17 protein-coding genes are annotated in these 18981 nt (G+C 61.4%); 6 read left to right on the top strand and 11 right to left on the bottom strand.

The features are described from left to right. The first annotated feature begins 64 nt into the window (after positions 1-64). Positions 65-1294, top strand: a complete 1230-nt coding sequence (locus tag NTD84_RS24680; protein ID WP_262171043.1) for a nucleoside recognition domain-containing protein — start codon at positions 65-67, stop codon at positions 1292-1294. Between the two features lie 128 nt (positions 1295-1422). On the opposite strand, the gene NTD84_RS24670 is transcribed toward NTD84_RS24680, so the two are convergent. The 9 genes from NTD84_RS24670 to NTD84_RS24630 form a co-directional block, all read right to left on the bottom strand. After that, positions 1423-2049 (bottom strand): ABC-type transport auxiliary lipoprotein family protein, encoded by a 627-nt coding sequence (locus tag NTD84_RS24670; protein ID WP_262171041.1) that lies wholly within the window; start codon positions 2047-2049, stop codon positions 1423-1425. After that, positions 2046-2984: an MlaD family protein gene (locus NTD84_RS24665; protein ID WP_262171038.1), complete on the bottom strand. Its 939-nt coding sequence runs from the start codon at positions 2982-2984 to the stop codon at positions 2046-2048. The genes NTD84_RS24670 and NTD84_RS24665 overlap by 4 nt, the downstream gene beginning before the upstream one ends. A 1-nt stretch (position 2985) precedes the next feature. Then, positions 2986-3789 carry an ABC transporter ATP-binding protein gene (locus NTD84_RS24660; protein ID WP_262171036.1) on the bottom strand — a complete coding sequence of 268 codons (804 nt, stop codon included), beginning with the start codon at positions 3787-3789 and terminating at the stop codon, positions 2986-2988. Next, positions 3786-4934: an ABC transporter permease gene (locus tag NTD84_RS24655; protein ID WP_262171033.1), complete on the bottom strand. Its 1149-nt coding sequence runs from the start codon at positions 4932-4934 to the stop codon at positions 3786-3788. The genes NTD84_RS24660 and NTD84_RS24655 overlap by 4 nt, the downstream gene beginning before the upstream one ends. 53 nt (positions 4935-4987) lie before the next feature. Next, positions 4988-6016, bottom strand: a complete 1029-nt coding sequence (locus NTD84_RS24650) for a DUF2914 domain-containing protein (protein ID WP_262171031.1) — start codon at positions 6014-6016, stop codon at positions 4988-4990. 227 nt (positions 6017-6243) lie between these two features. After that, positions 6244-7620, bottom strand: a complete 1377-nt coding sequence (locus NTD84_RS24645; protein WP_262171028.1) for a M16 family metallopeptidase — start codon at positions 7618-7620, stop codon at positions 6244-6246. A gap of 172 nt (positions 7621-7792) precedes the next feature. Beyond that, complete coding sequence (locus tag NTD84_RS24640) at positions 7793-9451, bottom strand: Na/Pi cotransporter family protein (RefSeq protein WP_262171025.1); 1659 nt, start codon at positions 9449-9451, stop codon at positions 7793-7795. Positions 9452-9687: 236 nt separating this feature from the next. Next, positions 9688-10455, bottom strand: coding sequence for a TerC family protein (locus tag NTD84_RS24635; RefSeq protein ID WP_262171022.1), 768 nt, complete (start codon positions 10453-10455; stop codon positions 9688-9690). Positions 10456-10540: 85 nt separating this feature from the next. Further along, complete coding sequence (locus NTD84_RS24630) at positions 10541-11848, bottom strand: CitMHS family transporter (protein ID WP_262171021.1); 1308 nt, start codon at positions 11846-11848, stop codon at positions 10541-10543. 418 nt (positions 11849-12266) lie between these two features. Between NTD84_RS24630 and NTD84_RS24625 the strand changes: the two genes are divergently transcribed. Continuing rightward, positions 12267-12668, top strand: a complete 402-nt coding sequence (locus NTD84_RS24625) for a GFA family protein (protein ID WP_262171017.1) — start codon at positions 12267-12269, stop codon at positions 12666-12668. Here NTD84_RS24625 and NTD84_RS24620 read toward each other — a convergent pair whose 3' ends face one another. Next, positions 12669-12995, bottom strand: a complete 327-nt coding sequence (locus tag NTD84_RS24620; RefSeq protein WP_262171014.1) for a DOPA 4,5-dioxygenase family protein — start codon at positions 12993-12995, stop codon at positions 12669-12671. A gap of 85 nt (positions 12996-13080) precedes the next feature. Between NTD84_RS24620 and NTD84_RS24615 the strand changes: the two genes are divergently transcribed. Then, positions 13081-13752, top strand: coding sequence for an NAD(P)-dependent oxidoreductase (locus NTD84_RS24615; protein WP_262171012.1), 672 nt, complete (start codon positions 13081-13083; stop codon positions 13750-13752). Here NTD84_RS24615 and NTD84_RS24610 read toward each other — a convergent pair. Next, positions 13739-14689, bottom strand: coding sequence for a choline sulfate utilization transcriptional regulator (locus NTD84_RS24610; protein ID WP_262171010.1), 951 nt, complete (start codon positions 14687-14689; stop codon positions 13739-13741). The two genes, NTD84_RS24615 and NTD84_RS24610, sit on opposite strands and share 14 nt — an antisense overlap. 114 nt (positions 14690-14803) lie before the next feature. Here NTD84_RS24610 and betC point away from each other — a divergent pair, with 114 nt between their 5' ends. The 3 genes from betC to NTD84_RS24595 all read left to right on the top strand — a co-directional run bounded on the left by betC (position 14804) and on the right by NTD84_RS24595 (position 18970). Continuing rightward, entirely contained in the window at positions 14804-16318 is a 1515-nt protein-coding gene (betC, locus tag NTD84_RS24605) for a choline-sulfatase (RefSeq protein WP_262171008.1), read from the top strand. Positions 16319-16334: 16 nt separating this feature from the next. Next, positions 16335-17255, top strand: a complete 921-nt coding sequence (gene choX / locus NTD84_RS24600) for a choline ABC transporter substrate-binding protein (RefSeq protein ID WP_262171005.1) — start codon at positions 16335-16337, stop codon at positions 17253-17255. 146 nt (positions 17256-17401) lie between these two features. Beyond that, positions 17402-18970, top strand: coding sequence for a SulP family inorganic anion transporter (locus tag NTD84_RS24595; RefSeq protein ID WP_262171003.1), 1569 nt, complete (start codon positions 17402-17404; stop codon positions 18968-18970). The last annotated feature ends 11 nt before the right edge of the window (positions 18971-18981 follow it).

Genomic DNA, 18981 nt, shown 5'->3' with positions numbered 1-18981 from the left:
TCCGGGGTTTGTCGTTTCTGGCTGCCCCGCTATCATTCGCCGCATTCTTCGGGGGATTTGACTGATGCTTAATGGCCTGTGGCTTGGCTTCTTCATCGTGGCGGCCGTGTCGGCGCTGGCGCAGTGGCTGATCGGTGGCAATGCCGGGATCTTCGCGGCGATGGTGGAAAGCATTTTCGCCATGGCCAAGTTGTCGGTCGAAGTCATGGTCCTGCTGTTCGGCACCCTCACCCTCTGGCTGGGCTTCCTGCGCATCGCCGAGAAAGCCGGGATTGTCGAATGGCTGGCCAAAGCGCTGGGGCCGCTGTTTTTGCGGCTGATGCCGGAAGTGCCGGCCGGCCACCCCGCCATCGGCCTGATCACGCTGAACTTCGCCGCCAACGGCCTGGGTCTCGACAACGCCGCCACGCCTATCGGCCTCAAGGCCATGAAGGCCCTGCAAGAACTCAACCCCAGTGCCACCGTCGCCAGCAATGCGCAAATCCTGTTCCTGGTGCTCAACGCCTCCTCCCTGACCCTGCTGCCGGTGACCATCTTCATGTACCGCGCCCAGCAAGGCGCACCGGACCCGACGCTGGTGTTCCTGCCGATCCTGCTCGCCACCAGTTGCTCGACCCTGGTCGGTTTGCTGTCGGTGGCGTTCATGCAGCGCCTGCGCCTGTGGGACCCGGTGGTGCTCGCCTATCTGATCCCCGGTGCCCTCGCCCTTGGTGGCTTCATGGCGCTGCTGGCGACACTGTCAGCCACCGCGCTGGCGGGCCTGTCGTCGATCCTCGGCAACCTGACGCTGTTCGGCCTGATCATGCTGTTTCTGGTGATCGGCGCGCTGCGCAAAGTGAAGGTCTACGAGGCGTTCGTCGAAGGCGCGAAAGAAGGCTTCGACGTCGCCAAGAACCTGTTGCCCTATCTGGTGGCGATGCTTTGCGCGGTCGGCGTGCTGCGTGCGTCCGGAGCGCTGGACTTCGGCCTCGACGGGATTCGTCATCTGGTCGAGTGGGCCGGTTGGGATACGCGTTTCGTCGATGCGCTGCCGACGGCGATGGTCAAACCGTTTTCCGGAAGCGCCGCGCGGGCGATGCTGATCGAAATCATGAAGACCTCCGGCGTCGACAGCTTCCCGGCCTTGGTGGCGGCGACGATTCAGGGCAGTACGGAAACGACGTTCTATGTGCTGGCGGTGTATTTCGGCGCGGTGGGCATCCAGCGCGCCAGGCATGCCGTGGGGTGTGCGTTGCTGGCCGAATTGGCCGGGGTGCTCGGGGCCATCGGGGTTTGCTATTGGTTCTTCGGCTGATACACGCGCCCCTGTGGGAGCGAGCCTGCTCGCGATGGTCGTCAACGATAACGCTGGCAGCCTGACACCCCGCAGCGTTCTCAGGTTCTTCGCGAGCAAGCCCGCTCCCACAGGGATTTTCGTTGCTATCAAGGGCGCGGTGGCGGCACGACTTTCTGGCCTTGCTCCACCGCCCAGTTCACCACCTGCGTGGTCAACTGATCACTCGCCTGGCCAAACCCGGCCACCACCGACGGCACGCTCACATCGCCCAGCGGCTGGCGCACTTCGAAGCGGCGGCTGGCGAGAAGGCGCTGGTCATAACCGCGCACCAGCAATGCATCCAGACGCACCACCACGCTGGCCGCGGTGCCTTGATATTCGGTCTGGAAGGCTTGCAGGCTGCCACCCAGTTCCAGGTCCGCCTGGAAATTACTGTCGTCGGTGCTCAACAACGTCACCCGGCCGTCCCGCTGGAAACCATCGAGCAGGCGATTGCGCAACAGCACCGGCGCCGGGTCGCTCCAGCGTGAAGCCTTATAGCTGCTGATCAGATCGCCCTGGGGGATCACCGCAATCTTCGGACTGTTCAAGGCCTCGCTCGCCTGTGGCTTGCTCAGGCGCAGCGACCAGCGTTGCGGCGTGCCTTGGCTGGCCGCAGCACTGTGCTGGGACGAAGGCAGGCGATAGACGTCGGAGGGCTCGGCCTTCGGCAGGATCGAGCAGGCGCTGGTCAATGCGAAGGCGCCGAGGAGTGCAACGTGGCTCAGCTTCATGGCGTGAACTCCTTGTTCTTGTCATTGCCCAGCAAGTAGCCGCTGGGGTTGGCTTCCAGGCGCTTGGAGATCGCCCGCAACGACGTCAGAGTGTCGCGCAGCTCGCGCACCGCCGGCGCCAGGCCATTGAGGCCTTGCATGCCGCTGTTGAGCGAATCCTGATTGCGGGTGAGCAACGTGTTGATGGTCGCACTGCTTTGTTCCAGCGACTTCATGGCCTGCTCGGCGCTGCCGAACATCTGTTTGCCCTGATCGTTGAGCAAGCCGTTGGCGTTGCGCATCAGCGTCGATGTCTGTTCCAGCATCGCGCTTGCCTGTTTGCCCACCGAGGCCAGTTGCTGCATGGCCTGGCGAATGTCGCCGCGCTGGTCGGCGATGGTGCCGGTGGTTTGCTCCAGGTGTTCAAGGGTCTTGCTGATGCGCTCGACGTTCTCCGACGAGAACATCTGATTGGCGTTGTGCATCAACACGTTCACGCCCGCCATCAAATCGTTGCTGTCGTTGAGCAAACGGGCGATGGGCGAGGGCGATGCGACGATCGTCGGCAGATTGCCGTCCTTGCCCTTGAGTGTCGGACTCTGCGGCGTGCCACCGCTGAGCTGGATGATCGATGTACCGGTGATCCCGGTCAGCGCCAGTTTGGCCAGGGTGTCTTCCTTGATCGGCGTCTCACCGCCCAGGCGAATCCGCGCCAGCACCCGACGCGGGTCATTCGGGTCCAGGCGCAAGCTCACTACATCGCCGACCTTGATCCCGCTGTATTGCACCGCGCTGCCTTTGGACAAGCCGCTGACCGCCTCGTTGAAGACGATTTCATAATCCTTGAACTCGGTGTCGACGCTGGACTTGGCCAGCCACAAGCCGAAGAGCAGGGCGCCTGCCACCACGATTACGGTGAACAGGCCGATCAGTACATGATGGGCTCGGGTTTCCATGTCAGACCTCATTCAACGGTTGGGCGGCCATCAGCGCCGCACGGCCACGAGGGCCATGGAAGTATTCGTGAATCCACGGGTCATCGGTTTCCGAGACCTTGTCGATGGCGTCGGCCACCAGCACTTTCTTCTGCGCCAGCACCGCCACCCGGTCGGTGATGGTGTAGAGCGTGTCGAGGTCGTGGGTGACCAGAAACACGCTCAGGCCCAACGCATCGCGCAAGGTCAGGATCAACTGATCGAAGGCTGCCGCGCCAATCGGGTCGAGGCCGGCGGTGGGCTCGTCGAGGAACAGGATGTCCGGGTCCAGCGCCAGCGCCCGGGCCAGCGCCGCGCGCTTGATCATCCCGCCGGACAACGAAGCGGGGTACTTGTCGGCCGCCGACAGCGGCAAACCGGCCAATGCCAGTTTGACCGCCGCCAGGTGCTCGGCGTCGTTACGGCTCAGGCCGGCGTGTTCGATCAGGGGCAGGGCGACGTTTTCGGTCACGGTCAGCGAAGAGAACAGCGCGCCTTTCTGGAACAACACGCCGAAGCGCCTTTCGACCATGGAGCGCTCGTGCTCGGACAGGGTCGGCAGGTTTTTGCCGAACACCTTTACCAGGCCTTCGCTGGGCTGGCGCAGGCCGACAATGCTGCGCAACAGCACCGATTTGCCGCTGCCGGAACCGCCGACCACGGCCAGGATCTCGCCCTTGTACAAATCCAGATCGAGGTTTTCGTGCACGCTCTGGCGGCCGAAGCGATTGCACAGCCCACGGACTTCGATCACCGCCTCGGCGGCCGCTCGGGGTAGACGACTCACCAGCCCATCTCCATGAAAAACAGCGCGGCCACGGCGTCGAGCACGATCACCACGAAAATCGATTGCACCACGCTCGACGTGGTGTGTGCGCCCACCGATTCGGCGCTGCCGCTGACCTTGAAGCCTTCGAGGCAACCAATCGCGGCGATGAGAAACGCGAAAACCGGCGCTTTGACGATCCCCACCAGAAAGTGCTGAACGCCGATGTCGGTTTGCAGCAGCGAAAGGAACATCGCCGGAGAGATACCCAGCGAGACGGCACACACTACGCCACCGCCGATGATCCCCGAGAGCATCGCCACAAACGTCAGCATCGGCAGCGCCACCAGTAACGCCAACACGCGCGGCACCACCAGCAACTCCATCGGGTCGAGGCCCAGGGTGCGGATGGCGTCGATTTCTTCGTTTGCCTTCATTGAGCCGATCTGCGCGGTGAACGCACTGGCGGTGCGCCCGGCCATCAGGATCGCGGTCAGCAACACGCCGAATTCCCGCAGGAAGGAAAACGCCACCAGGTCCACGGTGAAGATGCTCGCGCCGAAACTCGCCAGCACCGTCGCCCCGAGAAACGCCACCACGGCGCCCACCATAAAGGTCAGCAGGGCGACGATGGGCGCGGCATCGAGGCCAGTCTGCTCGATGTGCGCGACCATGGGCGTGATCCGCCAGCGCTTGGGGCGGAACAGCCCGCGGGCGATGGTTTCGAGGATCAGGCCGACGAAGCCCAGCAATTGCAGGGTGTCCTGCCAGACCGCATCCACCGCGCGGCCAATGCGGGTCAGCAGTTGAATGCCGACGCTGATTTCCGGTTCCTTGATCGGCACGCAGAAATCGGTCAGCGAGCGATACACCGTCTGCAACAACGCGCGGTCGGCGGAGGGGAGCGTGCAATCGGGATGTTCAGCGGACCGGCCGAGGCGTTCCGAACCGAGCAATTCCACCAGCAACGAGGCGCCGGCGGTGTCGAGCGCGCCGAGGCCGTTGAGGTCAATGTGGGTGCTGTCGTCGTATTGGCCGCGGAGCTTTTCGCTCAAATTCTTGAGGTCGGCGTAATGGGCAAGCGTCCAGTCACCCGTGACGTGCAATTGCGCGGGGGTGTGCGAGGTGTCCAGTAAGGCACTGCCGGGCATTGTGCTGCTGGTCATAAGCTCCTTGCTTGTCGTCGGTTACGCAGAGCTACGTAATAGCACGAACCGCATTACTTTTCTTTGGTCGGTGTGCTGTCTCTGATCTTGAAACGCAACACTCCGATCAACTGCCCGTCTTCGGTCAGCACCCGGACCTGCCAGTCGCCTGCCGGGTTGCCGGGGAAGTTCTGTTTGTGGGTCCAGGCGCGATAGCCTTCCTTGCGCCCGCCATGGATGTCCAGGGCAATGCGGTCGACCTCATTGCCGTTGAATTGCCAGACGTGATAAATCCGCTCATCGAGACCCCGTGGCGCGTTGATCGCGGTGTAAGCGTACAGACCGCCACCACGGATTTGCTCGGCGCTGACTTCATCGAGGCTGTCGCCCGGCGTGCGGTCCTGCATCTGCGTGCTGATGGCGACGTCGGTCATCCACAGCGTCGCCGGCGGCACCCACGAACGCAGCACCCAACCCACGCCGCCGATGCCCACGGTGATGCTCAGAATCGCCAGCGCGTTGCGCACGGTGCGGATCGGGAAGATCGACGCCAGGCTCGGGAACGACAGGACGACCGCGATGCCCAGGGCCAGTTTGAAGCTCTGTGAAGTGGTCAGGTGCATGATGACGGGCAGGGCGGTGAGCAACGCGGCGAACAGCGTCAGCGTATGCAGCGCCAGGAACGCCCAGCGCCGCGGCGCCAACCATTTGTAGTACAGCGGATCGGTGATCGAAATCAGCGCGGCAATGCCGAGCAGGCCGGTGAAAAACAGCTGGCCGCTGTTCCACGTGGTGGTGATGAAAAAAAATGGCAGGACGAAGAACAGGCTTTCCTGGTGGATCATCTGCGTCGCGTAACGCAACAGCGGCTTGGGAATTTCCCGCTTGAAGACCCGGGTGAACAACTGGGTCAGGCTGTTTTCCAGCATCAGCCAGATCCAGCTGAGCACCATGATGATGGTGATCCAGGTCGCCAGGCCTTGCTGACGATCCACCAGAATAAAGCTGCCGACACCGGAGATGAAACCGCCGAGCGCAATGACCCCCGGATAGCGCTTCATCAATTCGAGGATGCGCTGTACGAATAAGGTCAGGGTAGGCATTCGGCGACTCACATTAGTCGTAGGAAAAATCCCCGACAGGTTACCGCCCGTAGGGCGGTGTGGCGAGGGTGGCAGTCCGATCAAAGCTACCTGTTGCAGGTTGAACGCCGACCACTCCCTGTAGGAGCCAGCTTGCTGGCGATGGTCGTTCAGATAACGCGTGTTTATCTGAATAGACGCGGTGTCTTTGCGACCTTCGCCAGCAAGCTGGCTCCTACAGGGGTTGATCAGCGTTTGCGATGGATGCGCCAGGCCAGCAGGCCGAGCACGAAAAGCCCCAGCAATCCGACAATTGCCCAGATGAACTGGTCATCGCTCATCAACGGTTTCTCGATCCGCAGGTAACCCGGCTGCAGCAGCAATTCACGCATCGCCTTGTTCGCTTCCGCCAGCGTCACGCCCTGCAACTCCCTCGCGGGATCGGCAAAACGACCATCTTCGTAATCGCCCAGCGCACTCCAGTAGTAATCCGCCAAAGCGCTGTTGCCTTGCACGGCCCAGGCCTGGCGGGAAATGGCAGCCTGTTTGAGGCGGTTGAAGGTGTCGGCGTCGAGGCCGTCCTTGAGTAACCCGGCCTTCAATTCCTCCAGCACCTGCTGCGCTTCGGGCAGGTCGTCGCGTTCGAGGTCGGCGTTGAGGCTCATGAAGCCTACGCCGCCAAACAATTCGCGTTCGGCCGACGGACCATAGGACAGGCCGTGCGCCAGGCGCATCTGGCGATAGAGCGCCCAGTCCAGGTAGTCCTTGAGCAAGTCGAAGGTTTCGTCGTGCAGATCTTCCAGCACCGGTTCCGGCACCAGCCAGTGCAGCTTGGCCCCGCCGCCGACCAGGCCGTGGCTCAGCGTGCGTTCATGGGCCGCGCTGGCCTTGATTTCCGGCAGCGGCGAGTGCTCGGCCGGGTCCACCGCGTCGAGTTCACCCCAGGCCCGTTCCAGATAGGCCGGCAGCAAGCGATCGAGGTCGCCGACCATGATCAGCGTCATGTTGTTCGGCGCGTACCAGGCTTTGCGTACCGTCTCCAGTTGCTCGCGGGTCAGGTGATCGACCTCGGCGCGCTCCGGGCATTTCAGACCCAGCTCCACTGCCAGCTGATTGCTCGCGGTGTGGCCGAGGTCCTGACGGTCCAGCCAGCGTTGCAGGTGCGAGTAATGACCGCCGTCCTCACGCTCGACCACTTGCTTGGCCGCGTTGATCGCGTTGTCGTCGATACGGGTCTGGGTCAGCAGCGCCAGCAACAGGTCGAGGACTTTGCGCTGGTTTTTCGCCGGGGCTTCGATCACGAATGTGGTGTCGGCATTGCTGGTGTAGGCGTTCCACTCACCGCCGAGGGCCTGCATGCGTTCTTCCAGGCCACCTTCGCCAGTGGCGTCGATGCCGCTGAACAGCAGGTGTTCGAGCAGGTGCGGCAGCTCCTTGTCGGCACAGCTGAAATCATCGAGGCCGACACCGACCACCAACCTAATCGCCACATGCCCGCGTTCGGTGCCCGGTTTGAGCAGCAATTGCAGGCCGTTGGGCAGCGTATAGCCCTCGACCTGAAAGCGGTCCAGGGCAAACGAGGGGAATGAGCCCAGCAACAGAAAGGCGAACAACAGGCAACGCATAACAAGCTTCCAGGCAACCAATCGGAGGTCCGTGTCGTCAGTCAGGCCGTCTTCGCGAGCAAGCCCGCTCCCACAGGTATTGTGAACAGCGCAATTGACTGTGGGAGCGGGCTTGCTCGCGAATGGCCTTCAGGCTGAACCACTGTAACTGACTGATCACGCTGCCAGACGTTCAAGGCGAATGTGTGATGTCAGCCAAATCGTCAACGTTGAGTGCACCGGTGTCAGCCGTTTCCAGCACCACATACGCGCTGCTGCAGAACAGCGAGTTCAAGCGTTTCATGTCGGCGATCAGCTCAAGGTGCAGCGAACTGGTCTCGATACTCTGCACAATCTTACGTTGCAAACGGCTGACATGGGCATGAGCCAGGCGGCGTTCCTGTGCGCGAAAACGACGTTTCTCGCGCAACAACTGACGGGCACTTTCCTTGTCGGCGCTGAGGAACACCGACAAGCCCAGGCGCAAATTCGAAATCAGCTGGCTGTGCAGCCCGGCCAATTCGTCCAGCCCGACTTCGGAAAACGACCGGCGCTGCGAGGTTTTCTGCTGCTGCACTTTGCGCAGCATGCGTTCGATGAGGTCGCTGGCCAGTTTGAGGTTGATCGCCAGTTCGATGATCTCAGCCCAGCGCCGACTGTCGTGCTCGCTGAGATCTTCCCGGGGCATTTGCGCCAGATAAAGCTTGATCGAACTGTAGAGCGATTCGACATCGTCGGTCAGGCGACGCATTTCCTGGGTGACCGCGGTTTGCTTGCCGCGCAGCACGTCGAGCATGGCCTCGAGCATGTTGTCGATCAGATCGCCGATGCGCAGGGTTTCCCGGGCGGCGTTGGCCAGCGCCAGGCTGGGGGTGACCAGCGCTGTCGGATCAAGGTGCCGTGGCTTGGCGGTGCCGTTGATTTCCGGACGCTCCGGCAGCAGCCATGCGCAGAGTCTGGCCATCGGCCCGACACTGGGCAGCAGGATCAGGCAACGGGCCGTGTTGTAGAGCAGGTGGAAGCCGATGACCATTTCCTGCGGGCTGAAATCCAGGCTATCGATCCAGTGCACCAGCGGGTCGAGCACCGGGATGATCAGCAGCAAGCCGATCAGCTTGTACAGCAGGCTGCCGAGCGCCACCTGGCGGCCTGCAGCGTTCTGCATGCTGGTGCTCATGAATGCCAGGATGCCACTGCCGATGTTGGCGCCGATCACCAGGCCAATGGCCACCGGCAGGCTGATCACACTGGCGCCGGCCAGGGTCGCGGTCAGCAGGACAGCGGCCAGGCTGGAGTAGGAAATCATCGCGAACAGCGCGCCGACCAAGGCGTCGAGCAGGATATCGCCGGTCAGCGAGGCGAAAATCACTTTGACCCCTTGGGCGTGAGTGATCGGCGCAGCGGCTTCGACAATCAGTTGCAACGCCAGAATGATCAGCCCCAGGCCAATGCACACCCGACCCATCTGCCCGAGCCGGGTCTGTTTGCGCGACAGGAAGAAAATCACCCCGAGGAAAATCAGCAGCGGCGACAGCCACGACAAATCGAACGTCAGCACCCGCGCCATCAGCGCCGTCCCGACGTCGGCGCCGAGCATGGTCGCCAGCGCCGGCATCAGCGCCATCAGGCCCTGACCGACGAAGGACGTCACGAGCATCGCCGTGGCGTTGCTGCTCTGGACCATCGCGGTCACGACGATCCCGGCGATAAACGCCAGCCAGCGCTTGGACATGTTCTGGCCAATCACATGGCGCAGGTTGGAACCGTAGACCCGCAGGATGCCGGTACGGACGATGTGCGTGCCCCAGATCAACAAGGCCACGGCAGATAACAAATTGAGCAGGGTGAGCATGCAGGCCCCCTGTGGTGGTAGCGCCCCAAAGGAGCAAGTTGACGGTGCCGCGCGAATTTCTACTTTGTGTACTTAAGCTGTAGTTGGCTAACGGTCTGGGCGCCAGCATCGCATAGCTAAAGTGTCGATTGAAACAAAACTGTCATGAAAACAGGTTCATGCAAAAACAAAAAGGGACCTGAAAGGTCCCGATTTATTGTAGGAGCAAGCTGGCTCCTACCGTTATCTCAACTCGGTTACTGCCCAGGAATATCCTTGCGCAATTTCACCGGGTCCTGCTGTTTCTTCCTTTTCGCGATCGCGGTGCGCATCTTGATGTTGATCGCTTCCACCGCCAGCGAGAACGCCATGGCGAAGTACACGTAGCCTTTTGGCACATGAACGTCGAAGGATTCGGCAATCAGCACCGTACCGACGATCAGCAGGAACGACAGCGCCAGCATCTTCAGCGACGGGTGCTTGTCGATGAACTCGCTGATGGTGCCCGACGCCCACATCATCACCAGCACCGCCACGATGATCGCCGCCACCATGACTGGCACATGGGAGACCATGCCGACGGCAGTGATCACCGAATCCAGCGAGAACACGATGTCGATGATTGCGATCTGGATGATGGTGTAGAGGAAGTTGCCGCCCTTGCCACCCGGCTCTTCGCTGGTTTCGTCTTCGCCTTCCAGCGCGTGGTACATCTCTTGCGAGCTCTTCCACAGCAGGAACAGACCACCGAAGAACAGGATCAGGTCGCGTCCGGAAATGCCTTGGCCGAACACTTCGAACAGGTCGGCGGTGAGGCGCATGACCCAGGTGATCGACAGCAGCAACAGAATCCGCGTGACCATGGCCAGCGCCAGACCGAAAATCCGGGTGCGCTGCTGCATGTGCTTGGGCATGCGGCTGACCAGGATCGAAATCATGATGATGTTATCGATACCCAGGACGATTTCCAGGGCGGTCAGGGTAAAGAAGGCAACCCAGATTTCAGGGTTGGTCAGCCATTCCATGTGTATTCCTTTGAGCGAGTGTTAAACCACGAAGGGCCCGGGCTTCAATCAACAAAGCCTGGACCCGTCTTGGTGAGTCTTGGGCTTATAGAGTGCTGAACAGAGGAAAAATCCCCATCAGCAGCGCTGCAACCAATATGCACATGCAGACCAGCACTGCCCATTTCAGGGTGAAGCGCTGATGGTCGCCGAAGTCGATACCGGCCAGGGCCACCAACAAATAGGTCGATGGTACCAGCGGGCTCAGCAAGTGGACGGGCTGACCGACGATCGAGGCACGTGCCATTTCCACCGCGGTTATACCGTAGTGACTGGCGGCTTCGGCAAGTACCGGTAATACGCCGTAATAAAATGCATCGTTAGACATGAAGAACGTGAACGGCATGCTCACCAGCGCGGTAATCACCGCCAGGTACGGCCCGAGGAAATCCGGGATGACCGCCAGCAGGCTCTTCGACATCGCATCGACCATGCCGGTGCCCGACAGGATACCGGTGAAGATACCCGCCGCGAAGATCAAACCCACCACCGCCAGCACGCTACCCGCGTGGGCCGCAACGCGGTCCTTCTGCTGTTGCAGGCAAGGATAGTTGACGATCATGGCAATACTGAACGCCACCATGAACAGCACCGGCAGCGGCAACAGACCAGCGATCAGGGTGCACATCAGCGTCAACGTCAGCGCGCCGTTGAACCAGATCAATTTCGGACGACGGGCGTCCGGGAACTGCGAAACGCTGATTTCGCTGTGGTCGATTTCTTCACCGACCAGGTGCAGCTCACCCAGGCGCGCACGCTCGCGTTTGCCGTAGAAGTAGGCAATCGCCAGGATCGCCACTACGCCGGCCAGCATCGCCGGGATCATCGGCACGAAGATCGCCGACGGGTCGACATGCAAGGCACTGGCGGCACGGGCGGTCGGGCCGCCCCACGGGGTCATGTTCATCACGCCGCCCGCGAGGATAATCAGGCCCGCCATGATCCGCGGGCTCATGCCGATGCGGCTGTAGAGCGGCAGCATGGCGGCCACGCAGATCATGTAAGTGGTCGCGCCGTCGCCATCGAGGGAGACGACGAGCGCCAGTACGGCGGTGCCGACCGACACTTTCAGCGGGTCGCCCTTGACCAGCTTGAGAATCTTGCGCACGGCCGGGTCGAACAGGCCGGAATCGATCATCAGGGCAAAATAGAGAATGGCGAACATCAGCATCACGCCGGTCGGCGCCAGCTTGGTAATGCCTTCGAGCATCATCGGGCCGATCTTCGGGCCGAAACCGCCGAACAAGGCGAAGATGATCGGGATCAGGATCAGGGCGATCAGCGCGGACAGGCGCTTGGTCATGATCAGGAACATGAACGTGATGACCATGGCGAAGCCAAGGAAAGTCAGCATGGGGATACTCCAGGCGTAGCGCGGCTAGGGAATGGGCGAACCGGGTGGGGTCAGCGCAGAACGGGAAGCACGAGGCGTACGGGCGGAGGTGTTGCGAAGCGGCGGGTAGCAAAGGACATCAGGGTCACCATTGTTGTTGTTAAATGGGCTGTGCGAGCGATAACACGCTGGCATTGGCCGACCGGTCTGTTGCCGGTAGTGGGGGCGATCCTAATCGGGGAAGCTTTCACCGAGCTTTCGCCGGTGAAAGCATTGACCGGATGGGCAACCGGTCGTCGGAACGGGGCAGGGAAATAAACCGAGTTGATACTTCGCGAGCAAGCCCGCTCCCACACGGGTTCCGTGTGCGCCACAGATCAAACGTGGGAGCGGGCTTGCTCGCGAAGACGCCGGCCCATACACCTCTGGAGCAAACAGGATGAACGACACTCACACCGGCGGCTGCCACTGCGGCCAACTGCGCTATCAATTCAGCGGACCTTTGCGAGACATCGCCCACTGCCATTGCTCGATTTGCCGACGAGTCAGCGGCGGCATCGTGACCACCTGGATCACCGTGCCCGCCTCAGCCTTTGCCTGGCAGAAAGGCACGCCCTCGCAGTACGCCTCTTCATCCAGTTGCGTCAGGTATTTCTGCCCGAACTGCGGGGCGCAGCTGGCGCTGGTGACGCGCCTCAGTCCAGCGAGCATCGACCTGACCATCGCCACCCTCGATCACCCGGAGCAGGCCCCGGCCGAGCGGCACATCTGGACGGACAGCCGTCTGCCCTGGCTGCACCTGGACGAGCACCTGCCGGGCGAAGCTGAAGAAAGCCTGTGATCAAAAAATAGACAGGTTCAGCGGTCGGACTGCTCCCATCCAGATGGCATGCTCGGTGTGATCGAGCAGGTCATCGCCGGTGTCCGGGTGCAGAAACACCACCAGCCCCTTGCGGTTGAGCGCCAGCCACGGCAACACGTCGCCGATGAGCTCAGGCCCGAACGCCAGTTGGCAACTCCAGTCCGGGTGCGGACCGACCGGGCGCTCGTGCACGCGGCCCATTTTCAGCGGGAACAGCCGCGCGGCTTGCTCACACAGCGCTCGCGCCTGATCAATGCTGGTGGCGTCAAAATACACATGGGCGTGATAGCCCTTGATCTGTTCCATCTGAATCCCTCTAAAACCCGGTCGAACCCTCACCGTTGCCCATAGGTCACACGCCATATACGTATGGAAAATGTGGAGCCCAGCCATGAAAAATGCCGAAACCCCAGTGGTCAAAGTGGTGCTGTATGGTGCCATGAGTAGCCTGGGCAGTGCGCTGATGGCTGAAATGCTGCGGCGCCAACATGAAGTGATCGCGATTCTCGACGACCTGACGGCGCTGGCGCCGCGTCCCGGCTTGCGCGCCAAGACCGGTGACCTGTTCGACGCCGAACGGGTCAAGCAAAGCGTGGCCGGCTGTTCAGCGGTCATCTGCCTGCTGGACGCCCCCGGGCTGCCGTTCAACAGTGAACAGGTGGAAAAAAACATTGTTCCGGGACCGGTCGAGCAAGTGCTGGCGGTCGATGCGTTGATCGATGGCCTGCAGGCCGTGGGCGTCGCCAGACTGTTTGTGGTGGGAGACTTCGAAGTGCTGGACGATCCGGAGATCGAGGATCAACTGCAGCGTCACGCCGCCGAAGAAATCCGTGAGGCGCTGCAAAGCAGTCCTTTGCACTGGACGCTGGTCAATGCGCCTCGGGGCGTCGCCGGGCTGACGATCGAGCATTTCAGTCAGGTCAGCAGCAGCCTGGAGCCGGGACTGGCCGAACCGCTTGAGCGCTTGAGCCGCGTCGCGGCGGGGATTGCCGACGAGCTGCGGCTGAACCTGCATGTGGGCGAGCACGTCACCTTCATCGCGGCGGACCCTACACCGCAATAGAGGGCAGCGGCAGGCCGTTAAGTGACTGCGCGCTACTGGCCTGCTCAGCCATTAACCAATCAACAAACTGTTGAATCAATGCGCCACGCCGTTTGCGTTGGGGCAGGACCACGTAATAACCCTGCCGCGACATCACCGTTTCGGCAATCGGTCGACACAACAGACCTTGCGCCAGCAAGTTATCCACTAGGTGCCGCCAGCCGATTGCCACGCCCTGGCCGCCAATCGCCGCCTGGATCAACAAGGTGTAATTGTCGAAGCGCAGTTGCCCGGGCGCTGGCGCCGAGCTTATCCCCAGCTCGCGGAACACCCCACTCCAGTCGAACCACTTGCTGCTGTTTTCACCCCGCAAATGCAGCAACGGCAACTCCAGCAGCGATTGGGTCGGCATGGGCAGGGGACGGTCTTTCAACAGCAGCGGGCTGCACACCGGGAATACTTCTTCGCTGAACAGCCAATGGCTCTCGCCCTGCTTGAAACGCCCGTCGCCAAACAACACCGCCACATCAATATCGGTGCGCAGCATATTGAGGCTGCGCTCGCTGGTGACCAGGCTGACATCGACATGAGGATTGGCGGCGTGAAAGCGGTGCAGGCGAGGCATCAGCCAATAGGCGGCGAAGGCGAAATCGGTGGCGACCTGTAACACCTCATGCTGATGCTGTGCGCTGATTGCGCTCAATCCTGCATCGATATTCTGCAAACCGAGCTGAACCTGTTCGAAAAGCAGGGTCCCGGCCTCGGTCAATTCAATACCGCGATAGATCCGATCGAACAGGCGTGTGGCGAGCTGATCTTCCAGGCGTTTGATTTGCTGGCTGATCGCCGGTTGCGTGGTGCCGAGCTCCACCGCCGCCGCGGTAAAGCTGCGCTGGCGAGCCGCCGCTTCAAAGGCGCGAAGCAGGTCAAGGGACAGATCACCCAGAGCGTCATACATAAGCTGTGCTTATCCTAGTCATTATCTGGCATGGGCTTTACCACAAAGTGTGCGGACTCCATGCTCGATCGCAGCACTCTCGCATAAATATTCACTATGGAATGCCGCGATCACATGAAGCGCAAGAACATTCTTTTCATCATGGCCGATCAGATGGCCGCGCCAATGTTGCCGTTCTACGGCCCTTCGCCGATCAAACTGCCCCATCTCAGCCGCCTCGCCGCCGAAGGCGTGGTGTTCGACGCCGCTTATTGCAACAGCCCATTGTGCGCGCCGTCGCGTTTTACCCTGGTCAGCGGGCAGTTGCCGAGCAAGATCGGCGCCTATGACAACGCCGCCGATTTCCCCGCCGACGTGCCGACCTACGCCCACTACCTGCGCCGCCTCGGTTACCGCACCGCGCTGTCCGGCAAGATGCATTTCTGCGGCCCGGACCAGTTGCACGGTTACGAAGAACGCCTGACCAGTGATATTTACCCGGCGGATTACGGCTGGGCCGTGAACTGGGACGAGCCGGATGTGCGGCCGACCTGGTATCACAACATGTCGTCGGTGCTGCAAGCCGGTCCGTGCGTGCGCACCAATCAGCTGGATTTCGATGAAGAGGTGGTGTTCAAGGCGCAGCAGTACCTGTTCGATCACATTCGCGAAGCGGGCGACCAGCCGTTCTGCCTGACCGTGTCGATGACCCACCCACACGACCCGTACACGATTCCCAAAGCATTTTGGGACCTGTACGACGACGCCGATATTCCGCTGCCCGAAACTCCGCAGCAGGCCGAACTCGATCCGCATTCCCAGCGTTTGCTCAAGGTCTATGACCTGTGGGACAAGCCGCTGCCTGTGGATAAGATCCGCGATGCGCGCCATGCTTACTTCGGCGCTTGCAGCTATATCGACAGCAACGTCGGCAAAATCCTGCAAACGCTCGAAGAAACCGGGCTGATCGATGACACCATCATCGTCTTTTCCGGTGACCACGGCGACATGCTCGGCGAGCGCGGGCTCTGGTACAAAATGCACTGGTTCGAGATGGCGGCCCGCGTGCCGCTGCTGATCAGTGCGCCGGGGCAGTTCGGGGCAGGCCGGGTGAGCGCGGCGGTGTCGACCGCCGACTTGCTGCCCACGTTTGTTGAGCTGGCCGGTGGTTCACTGGAGCCGGGCTTGCCACTGGACGGTCGTTCGCTGGTATCGCACCTGCAAGGGCAGGGCGGTCATGACGAGGTCTTCGGCGAGTACATGGCCGAAGGCACCATCAGTCCATTGATGATGATTCGCCGTGGCGCCTATAAATTTATCTACAGCGAAGACGACCCGTGCCTACTCTTCGACGTGCACAACGACCCGCGCGAACAGGAAGAACTCAGCCAGTCGCCGCACCATCGGCCGCTGTTCGAAGAGTTTCTCGCCGAAGCACGGGCCAAATGGGACATTCCGGCGATACACCACCAGGTGCTCGCGAGCCAGCGGCGCCGGCGGTTTGTCGCCGACGCGCTGACCATCGGCAAGCTGAAGAGCTGGGATCACCAGCCGCTGGTGGACGCCAGTCAGCAATACATGCGCAACCACATCGACCTCGACGACCTGGAGCGCAAAGCACGTTATCCACAACCCTGCCAAAACCAATAATGTTAAGGGGAAGTCCATGCAAAAGTTATCCACAGTACTGACGGTCGGGCTGCTGGCTCTGGGCAGTGCCTCGGCCTATGCCGATCAGAGCTGCGACACGGTAAAAATGGCCGATCCTGGCTGGAGCGACATCGCCGCGACCAACGCCATCACCGGTTTTCTGCTGGACGGCATGGGCTACAAGGCCAAGGTCGACACCCTCGCGGTGCCGATTACCTTTGGTGGCTTGAAGGACGGCCAGGTCGACGTGTTCCTGGGTAACTGGATGCCGGCGCAACAGGGCTTCTACGACAAATTCGTCGCCACCGGCGACGTGACGCAGCTGGCGAAGAACCTCGACGGCACCGAATTCACCCTCGCTGTTCCGGACTATGTCTGGGACGCGGGTGTGCATAACTTTGCCGACCTGAACAAATTTGCCGACAAGTTCGACAAGAAGATCTACGGCATCGGCTCCGGTGCGCCGGCGAACATCTCCCTGCAAGAGATGATCAAGAAGAACGACTTCGACATGGGCCAGTGGAAACTGATCGAGTCCAGTGAACAGGCGATGCTGGCCGAAGTGTCGCGCGCCGTGAAGAAACAGAAGTTCGTGACCTTCCTCGGCTGGACGCCGCACCCGATGAACGTGCAGCTGAAAATGCATTACCTCAAGGGCGGCGAGAAATACTTCGGCGACACCGGCAGCGTCCACACCCTGACCCGCAAGGGTTACGCCGAAGCCTGCCCGAACGTCGGCAAGCTGCTCACCAACCTGAGTTTTACCCAGGAGATGGAGAACAGCATCATGGCCGACGTGGTGAACAAGAAGGTCAGCAATGCGGACGCGGCCAAGGCGTGGATCAAGGCCAACCCGGCGGTGCTGGATAAATGGCTGGATGGCGTGAAGACCGTGGACGGGAAGGATGCGTTGCCTGCGGTGAAAGCCAAGCTGTAACCCCTATTCCTGTGGGAGCGAGCCTGCTCGCGATGGCGGTGTACCAGTCAGAATAATCTTTTCTGATAACCCGCTATCGCGAGCAGGCTCGCTCCCACAGGTTTATCTGCTGATACCCTTGTGCAAACTCCCACCCGAGAGGACCCATGGCCTTCCCCAGCCGCCACTCGCTCTTTCCCTTCCTCACCTGGTTGCCCCGGCAAACCCGCGCCAGCGTCGGACGTGACCTGATCGTTGGCCTCAGCGGCGCCATTCTGGCGTTGCCGCAATCCATTGCCTACGCGCTGATCGCCGGCCTTCCACCGGAATACGGTTTGTACGCCGCCATCATTCCAGTGCTGATCGCTTGTCTCTGGGGTTCGTCGTGGCACCTGATCTGCGGTCCTACGGCGGCCATCTCCATCGTCCTGTACGCCAGCGTCAGCCCTCTGGCCGTTCCGGCGTCCAAGGATTACATCACGCTGATCCTGCTTCTGACGCTCCTCGCCGGTATTTTCCAATGGCTGCTGGGATTACTGCGTTTCGGCGCGCTGGTGAATTTCGTCTCGCACTCGGTGGTGCTGGGGTTCACCCTCGGTGCGGCGGTGGTGATCGCCATCGGCCAGATGCCCAACCTGCTGGGGTTGGACTTGCCCAATCAAGCCACGGCGCTGGGCAGTTTCATGATGCTGTTCAGACATCTGGGCGAGGTGGACCAGCCCTCGCTGGTTCTGGGTCTGGCCACCGTCGCTGTTGGCGTGACGCTGAAAATGCTGCTGCCGCGCTGGCCAACCTTGCTGATCACGCTGATCCTCAGCGGTTTGCTGGTGTGGTGTTGGCCATCGATGTTTGGCCACGTGAGTCTGGTCAGCGCGTTTGTCGGGCGGCTGCCACCCTTCAGCCCGTTGCCGCTCGATCTGGACCTGATCCTGCGCCTGCTGCCCAGCGCCGTGGCGGTCGGGATGCTCGGGCTGGTGACGAGCCTGTCGATTGCCCGCTCCCTGTCGGCGCGCTCACAGCAATTGCTCGATGCCAACCAGGAAGTCCGTGCCCAAGGCTTATCGAACATGGTCGGCGCGTTTTTTTCCGGTTCACTGTCTGCCGGATCCTTCACCCGCTCCGGACTCAGTTACGAGGCCGGTGCCTGCTCGCCGCTGGCGGGGGTTTTTTCGGCGCTGTGGGTGGCATTGTTTGCGATCTTCGGCGCCAATCTCATCGCGCACATTCCGATCCCGGCCATGGCCGGCAGCATTCTGTTGATCGCCTGGGGCCTGGTGGACCACCGCGGCATCCGCGCATTGCTGCGAGTCAGCCGCGCCGAGTTCGTGGTGATGGCGCTGACCTGCGTCGCCACGCTATTGCTGGAACTGCAAACGGCGATCTACGCGGGAGTGCTGGCGTCGCTGTTCTTCTACCTGAAACGCACGTCGCAACCGCGGGTGCAGCATTGGCGCAACGGCGATGAAGACATTCTGCGGGTCGGCGGGTCGATCTTCTTCGGCGCCAGCCATTACCTGCAAGTGCGCCTGCAACGGATGCACGGCGCGCGCGTGGTGATCGAAGCGCAGCAGATCAACTTCATCGACTATTCGGGGGTCGAAATGCTGCATCAGGAAGCGCGACGACTGCGCAAGCAGGATCGCAGCCTGACTTTGCGCGGTGCACGGCCACCGGTGGTGGAGGAATTACGGAAGCTGGAAGGCGCAGAGAACTGCCCGATCCACTTCGAAGACTGAACACCGCCCCC

Source organism: Pseudomonas sp. 14P_8.1_Bac3 (genome assembly GCF_025466085.1).
Taxonomy (GTDB): domain Bacteria; phylum Pseudomonadota; class Gammaproteobacteria; order Pseudomonadales; family Pseudomonadaceae; genus Aquipseudomonas.
This window is presented reverse-complemented; position numbering and strand designations above follow the sequence as displayed.